The sequence below is a fragment of the Candidatus Kinetoplastibacterium desouzaii TCC079E genome (assembly GCF_000340795.1).
Taxonomy (GTDB): Bacteria; Pseudomonadota; Gammaproteobacteria; order Burkholderiales; family Burkholderiaceae_B; genus Kinetoplastidibacterium; species Kinetoplastidibacterium desouzai.
On sequence record NC_020294.1, the window covers coordinates 825,859 to 833,125 of the forward strand.

Here is a 7,267-nt window from a genome sequence, read left to right on the forward strand (position 1 = left end):
ATTGTATTTAAAAAATATTGCCCTATAGTTATAAATTACTATTTACTATTTTCTTGATAATAATTAAACATCTTTGTGCTTTTAGGTTAGGGACTTTTAAAATTTCAATGTTATCTATATACAAATCTTTTATATCAGAAAATTCTAAAATCTCTTCTTCTGGTATTTTACCTTTCATTGCGCATATTAAACCTTCACTATCAACTAAATGTTTTGATAGTAAAACAAAATTTTTTAAAGAAGAGAAAGCTCTTGAAATAAGAATATCAAATTTATAACCATGTAGAGACTCTACTCTAGATTGTATTATTTTTAAATTTGATAAGTTTAAAACTCCAATGGCCTGTCTCATAAAAGCTGTTTTCTTTCCAATAGACTCTACACAAAAAATATTCCAATCTGGTCTCATAATAGACAAGATAATTCCTGGTAATCCTGCCCCTGAACCAACATCACAAATATTAATATTTTTCTTTATAGACAATTTATCTAAAGATGGTAAAACTGAAATACTATCAATGATATGATTAGTAACAATATCAAAAGTATTTTTTATGGATGTAATATTGTATATATTATTCCAATGTTTAATATATGATGAATATTTCTCCAACATGTCTTTTTGTTCTATAGATAAATAGACATTCATTTTGTCACATGATTCAAATAATAAACTACCAATATTATCTCTATTAAGAATCATTTTTTGTTCCTTAGGCTTTTTATATAAATAAGCAAAACAGAAATTGCTGCTGGAGTAACACCTGATACTCTGGAAGCCTGACCAATTGTCTCTGGTTTATATTCCTTAAGCTTTTGTCTAGCTTCAATAGATAAATTTTTTAAATTATCATAATCTATATTATTAGGTATCAACTGATTTTCATAATCAGAAAATCTTTTAACTTCATCCATCTGCCTTAAAACATAACCATCATACTTGATATTAATATCTATTTGCTCTGAAATAAGCTTATTATCTTTTAAACCAGGACCTACTAAATAATCTCCATTGTCTTTCTTTACTTGCATTAAATGCATGTAATCTATCCCTGGTCTTTTTAGAATATCAAAAACCCGATATTCCCTATCTAAATTTTTACCTACAGAAGAATCAGAAAAAACATTCAATAAAAAGCGTGGGTTTAAATATGTACTTCTTAGCCTATTTAACTCTTTTTCAATTAAGTCACGTTTTTTATTAAACATTCCCCACCTAATATCATCAATCAATCCAAAACTTCTACCTATTTCAGTAAGCCTTAAATCAGCATTATCCTCTCTTAATAGCAAACGATACTCAGCTCTCGAAGTAAACATTCTATAAGGCTCACTTACACCGATAGTTATAAGATCATCTATCATTACCCCAATATAAGCATCACTTCTTTTAGGACTCCATTGAGATTCTCCACGAGAATATCTAGAAGCATTCAATCCTGCAATCAAACCTTGTGCAGCAGCTTCTTCATATCCAGTAGTACCATTTACTTGACCTGCAAAAAACAATCCTGATATATATTTTGTTTCTAGAGTTGATTTTAAACACTTTGGATCAAAAAAATCATACTCTATAGAATACCCAGGTCTTAATATATGAGCATTTTCTAAACCATCTAAAGAATGAACCAAATCAATCTGAACATCAAAAGGTAAACTTGTAGATATACCATTTGGATAAATTTCATTTGTATTTAGTCCTTCAGGCTCTAAAAATACTTGGTGAGATTCCTTATCAGAAAAACGAAAAACCTTATCCTCTATTGAAGGACAGTACCTAGGACCAACACCTTCTATAGATCCATTATAAAGAGGTGATCTATCAAAAGCATTTCTAACTATCTCATGCGATACAGAATTAGTTCTTGTGATCCAACAAGGTAATTGTGTAGGATGAATACTTTCATCATTTATAAATGAGAAACATGGAATAGGATTTGTATCACCATGTTGTATCTGTAATCTTTCATAATTAATTGTACGACCGTCTATTCTAGGAGGGGTACCTGTCTTTAATCTACCAACAGAAAAACCAATATCTTTAAATTTATTAGCTAATAAAATAACTGAAGAATCACCAGCTCTACCACCATGAATTCTGTTATCTCCAATATGCATTAAGCCATTTAAAAATGTTCCTGCTGTTAAAATAACAGATTTAGAATTAAACAAAACACCCAACTGAGTACGAACACCTACAACAGATTCATTTTTGATAACTATATCATCAACCAACTGTTGAATTACCCAAAGATTATTTTGATTTTCTAAAACTTTTCGAATATAGGATCGATATAATAATCTATCAGTTTGTGCTCTTGTTGAGCGTACAGCAGGACCTTTCGATGAATTTAGTATCCTAAAATGTATACCAGCATAATCAGCAGCTAAAGCCATAATGCCACCTAAAGCATCTATTTCTTTTACTAAATGACCTTTCCCTATTCCTCCAATAGATGGATTACAAGACATTTGACCTAATGTATCTATATTATTTGTTAATAATAAGGTTTTTGATCCTTGTCTAGATGAAGATAGAGCGGCTTCTGTTCCTGCATGTCCACCACCTATAACTATTACATCAAATTTGTCAGGATAAATCATAAATTCCTTTTTTATAAATTATTATGAATTTTTTATTATATTTAATTATATATAAATGATTATAATAATAATGATCAATAAAATCTGTTAATAACTATATTTTATAGTTTTATATCAACAACTTATATATAAAAAAAATCATGTAAAAACACTGTTTAATGTTTTAACAAAATATGAATAACTTTTTAAAATAAAAAAAATATAAAGTTATTAAGAATAACTTATAAAATTATTCACAGCTAAATTTTTAATGAAAATTTTTTTGATAAAAATATTTAATATATTTAATTATTATGAATTTTTTATTATATTTAATTATATATAAATGATTATAATAATAATGATCAATAAAATCTGTTAATAACTATATTTTATAGTTTTATATCAACAACTTATATATAAAAAAATCATGTAAAAACACTGTTTAATGTTTTGACAAAATATGAATAACTTTTTGAAAATAAAAAATATAAGGTTATTAAGAATAACTTATAAAGTTATTCACAACTAAATTTCTATTAAAAAAATTATTTTCCAATACAGAAATTGGAAAAAATATTATCTAACATGTTTTCAGTAGTAAAATGTCCTGTTATATAACACAGTTCTTTATGAGATAATCTTAATTCTTCAGCTATTAAATCAATTCTTAATTCTTGTTCTGATAAATAATCTAAAGATGTTTTAAGATGTTCTAATGATTGATTTAAAGAGAATAAATGCCTTTCTCTTGCTATCCATCTTGTTTCTTCTAGTTTATCTAAACCTACTATTTCTAGTATTTTATTTTTTATTGAGTCTATACCTATTTTCTCAGTTGCTGATACAAATAGAATATTATCGTTATTTGCTATTTTATTAACAAGATCAATTTTATTAAAAATTTCTAATACTGGAGTATTACTAGGAAATTTAATTAAATTATCATTATTATTCTGATTAGAGATATCTTTAATGTGAAGTATAAGATCTGCTTTTGATATTTCTTCTAAGCTTTTTCTTATACCTATCTTTTCTATTTGATCGTTACTTTCTCTAATTCCTGCTGTATCTATTATGTTTATTAAAATTCCATTTATAGTTATTTTGTTACTAATTTTATCTCTAGTAGTTCCTGCTATAGGAGTAACTATAGCTATTTCTTCTTCTGATAAAGCATTTAGGATACTAGATTTACCAACATTAGGTTCTCCAGCAATAACCACATTAATGCCATTTTTAATAATTATTCCTTTTTTAGTAGTTTCTATAAAAAGCAATAAATTTTTTTTTATTTGTTCTAATGATTCTAGTATTTGTTTCTTTTGTATAAAGATAATATCTTCTTCTGGAAAATCTATGTTAGCTTCTATAATAACTCTTGTTTTTATCAATTCTTCTGTTATTTCATGTATTCTTTTAGAAGGTTCTCCAGATAGGGAGAGCATTGCACTTTTAGCAGCTTCTATTGATACAGCATCAATCAAGTCTGATATTGCTTCTGCTTGAGCTAGATCAATTCTTCCATTTAAAAATGCTCTTTTTGTAAACTCTCCTGGATTAGCTAAACGAATTTTATTTTCAGCTCCAGCATCAAGACACATAGATAATATCTCATGTATAACAATATTTCCTCCATGTCCTTGTAATTCTAGAACATCTTCTCCAGTATAAGATTCTGGAGATTTACAAAAAAATACTATACCTTTGTCTATTATGTAATTATTTTTATTTTTAAATGGCAAATAATAAACATGGCGATTGTTTAGAATCCTTCCAAAAAGATTTAACATTATCAATGATAAATCTTTACCTGAGATACGAACTATTCCAATAGCACCTTTTCCTTCAGCTGTAGATATAGCAGCAATAGGAGAATCATCATACATTCTGGACATAAAATTTGTATTCTTATTACTTTATTTAAGTGGAGGTATATTAATTATTATTTAATGTTACGAGTTATAAACCACTGTTGAGCTATGGATAGTATATTGTTAATACACCAATACAAAACTAATCCTGACGGAAAGAAAAACATCATCCCACCAAATACTAGAGGCATTATCATCATAATTTTTGCTTGAAGAGGATCAGGTGGAGCTGGATTTAATTTTATTTGAATGATCATAGTTATAATCATTACTATAGGTAGTATAAAATAAGGATCCCTAGTGGACAAATCATTAATCCATAAAATCCAAGGAGCCCCTCTCATTTCAACGCTTGATAGCAACACCCAATAAAGAGATATAAATACTGGTATTTGTACAAGTATAGGCAAACAACCACCTAAAGGGTTGATTTTTTCTTTACGGTACATTTCCATTACAGCTGAGTTAAATTGTTGCGCATCATCGCCATACTGTTTTCTTAGAGCTTGTATTCTCGGAGAGATATCTTTTAGTTTAGACATGGATCTATAACTTTTTGAAGCTAGTGGAAAGAATAGTATCTTTATCATTAGCGTAAGTATTACAATGGACCATCCCCAATTTTTTATAAAAGAATATATAAAGTTCATTAATGAAAAAATAGGTTTGGCTATTATAGTGAATATTCCATAATCTACAACTAAATCCAATCCATTTGCTATAGATGCCATTTTGTTTTGATCTTGTGGCCCTACCCATAGTTGGGATTCATTTTCTAAAAAACCATTAGGCTCTATACTTTTTAAAGATTGGATAGTTCTGATTGCAAATATTTTTTTATTCTTATCTAGTTCTATTATCTCATTTCTGCGTGTCGAATTTTCTGTTGGTATCCATGCAGTAGTAAAGTAATGCTGCACCATAGCTATCCAACCATTATCAGTTTTTTGTATATATTTGGCTTTATTTTTAGAGACATCTTGAAATGAAATTTTTTGAAATTTTTCTTTTTCAGAAAAAACAGCCATTCCAGTAAAAGTATTATAAAATCTAGAACTTTCTGTAGGTTCACTATTATCACGCATTATTTGAAAATAAATATTGGAATTCAATATATTTTCACTTTTGTTGATGATTTTATGTTTAACTTGAATGTTATATTTTCCATTCTCTAATATAAATTTCTTTATTAACAAAACTCCATTTTGTTCACATGAGAATTCAGCTTCTGACTTATCAGCATCTTGTGTTTTATAATTTAAATTAAATTTAGAATAATGATTAGGTAAAGAACTAGAGCCAATAAGACCAGATTGTACAATATAAGTAAAATCATCTGTTAAATTCAGAAGTGATATTGGTTTTTTGTTGTTGTCTGAATAATTCAGCAATTCAGCTTTGACTAATTGTGCTCCATTATTACTGAATGTTATTTTTAGAACTCCATTTTCTAATGTTGTGAATTCGCTATTTTGAATATTTAAATTATTTTTTATAATTTCACTATTTGTGGACAAATGATTATTTATTGTTTGTTCTTCTGATTTTGGTTTTTTATTGTCAAATAACAACACATCAGATTTTTGTGTTTTTTCTATCTGCCAGTTATTCCATATAACTAATAAAGAAAATGAAAAAATTATCCAGAGAATTGTTCGTTTAATATCCATTTTTAAATTATACCTGATATGTGATGTATTTATATATTTAATTTATTTCTGTTTTGATGGCACAGGATCATTTCCACCACTACATAAAGGGTTGCAACGTAAAATACGAAAGACAATCAATAACACAGCACTAAACATGCCATGCTTTTTTATTGCTTCAATAGCGTAGCATGAACATGAAGGAGTAAATCTACATTGAGTTCCAATTAATGGGCTCAATAAATATTGATATAACTTAATAAGTACAATTGCTATATTTTTGTACATTTTGATATTTTGTTAAAATGGTAATCAATTTCAGATCTGACATTTTTTTTGATATTTCTTAGTGACGATAATGGTATTTTATTACATAGCCTTACTACATAATCTCTTCTAGGTAATATTATTATATTAAGTCTAAAAGACTCGCGAATAACACGTTTAATAGCATTGCGTATAATAGCATTGCGAGCCATTTTTTTTGATATGACAAGCCCAATTCTACCTGTTAGATGCATTTTGTCTTCACTCATACATAAAGCTGAATTAACAGAAAAAAATCTACCTTTCGACAGAATTTTTCCATTAAGTACAGCTTTATATTCATAAGATTTATGTAAACGAGCAGTAGCAGGGAATTTAGCTGTTTTTTTGTATTTAGTATTCAACTCCGTTAATATTTTACTTTTTTATTAAACAGCTAGGCGCTTCCTACCTTTAGCTCTGCGTGCATTTATAATTGCACGCCCTGATCGTGTTTTCATTCTTATACGGAAGCCATGAGTGCGCTTACGGCGCAAGACAGAAGGTTGATAAGTTCGTTTCATTGGTTATTTTAAAAAAAAGAACAACAGTCAAATTAAACTATATTGCAATATTAAGATAGACAAATTTATCATTATTTCTTTCTAAAATAAAGCAAAACATTATATATAACTATGATTTCGGTTAATTGCAATTTTTTAATTATTTGCAATACTAAAAAATATTAGATGTATATTAGAGTAATCCATAAATTTCTTCAAGTTGTTTATATTGTATACTTTGAAAATTGTTAATTTATAAATAATATGTATTATTGTAAAATTTCACTAGTTTATATGCGTTTGTTTAAGGTAAAATCAAAGTTTATAAAATCAAAGTTTATAAAATATATAT

The 7,267-nt window shown here is 27.2% G+C and carries 7 protein-coding genes; all 7 read right to left on the minus strand.

The annotated features are described in order from the left end of the window. Window positions 1-28: 28 nt before the first annotated feature. A complete protein-coding gene (gene rsmG / locus CDSE_RS03920; protein ID WP_015396708.1) occupies window positions 29-703 on the minus strand; it encodes a 16S rRNA (guanine(527)-N(7))-methyltransferase RsmG in 675 nt (224 codons plus the stop codon). After that, on the minus strand, window positions 700-2,604 hold the full coding sequence (gene mnmG / locus CDSE_RS03925; protein WP_015396709.1) for a tRNA uridine-5-carboxymethylaminomethyl(34) synthesis enzyme MnmG: 1,905 nt from the start codon (window positions 2,602-2,604) through the stop codon (window positions 700-702). Before mnmG ends, rsmG begins: the two co-directional genes overlap by 4 nt. A 527-nt stretch (window positions 2,605-3,131) precedes the next feature. Beyond that, window positions 3,132-4,481 carry a tRNA uridine-5-carboxymethylaminomethyl(34) synthesis GTPase MnmE gene (gene mnmE / locus CDSE_RS03930; RefSeq protein WP_235043908.1) on the minus strand — a complete coding sequence of 450 codons (1,350 nt, stop codon included), beginning with the start codon at window positions 4,479-4,481 and terminating at the stop codon, window positions 3,132-3,134. Between the two features lie 47 nt (window positions 4,482-4,528). Beyond that, complete coding sequence (yidC, locus tag CDSE_RS03935; RefSeq protein ID WP_015396711.1) at window positions 4,529-6,127, minus strand: membrane protein insertase YidC; 1,599 nt, start codon at window positions 6,125-6,127, stop codon at window positions 4,529-4,531. Between the two features lie 42 nt (window positions 6,128-6,169). Beyond that, a complete protein-coding gene (gene yidD, locus CDSE_RS03940) occupies window positions 6,170-6,394 on the minus strand; it encodes a membrane protein insertion efficiency factor YidD (RefSeq protein WP_015396712.1) in 225 nt (74 codons plus the stop codon). Further along, window positions 6,379-6,777 (minus strand): ribonuclease P protein component, encoded by a 399-nt coding sequence (rnpA, locus tag CDSE_RS03945; RefSeq protein WP_015396713.1) that lies wholly within the window; start codon window positions 6,775-6,777, stop codon window positions 6,379-6,381. The genes yidD and rnpA overlap by 16 nt, the downstream gene beginning before the upstream one ends. Window positions 6,778-6,801: 24 nt before the next feature. Further along, window positions 6,802-6,936, minus strand: a complete 135-nt coding sequence (rpmH, locus tag CDSE_RS03990) for a 50S ribosomal protein L34 (RefSeq protein WP_015396714.1) — start codon at window positions 6,934-6,936, stop codon at window positions 6,802-6,804. Between the last annotated feature and the right edge of the window lie 331 nt (window positions 6,937-7,267).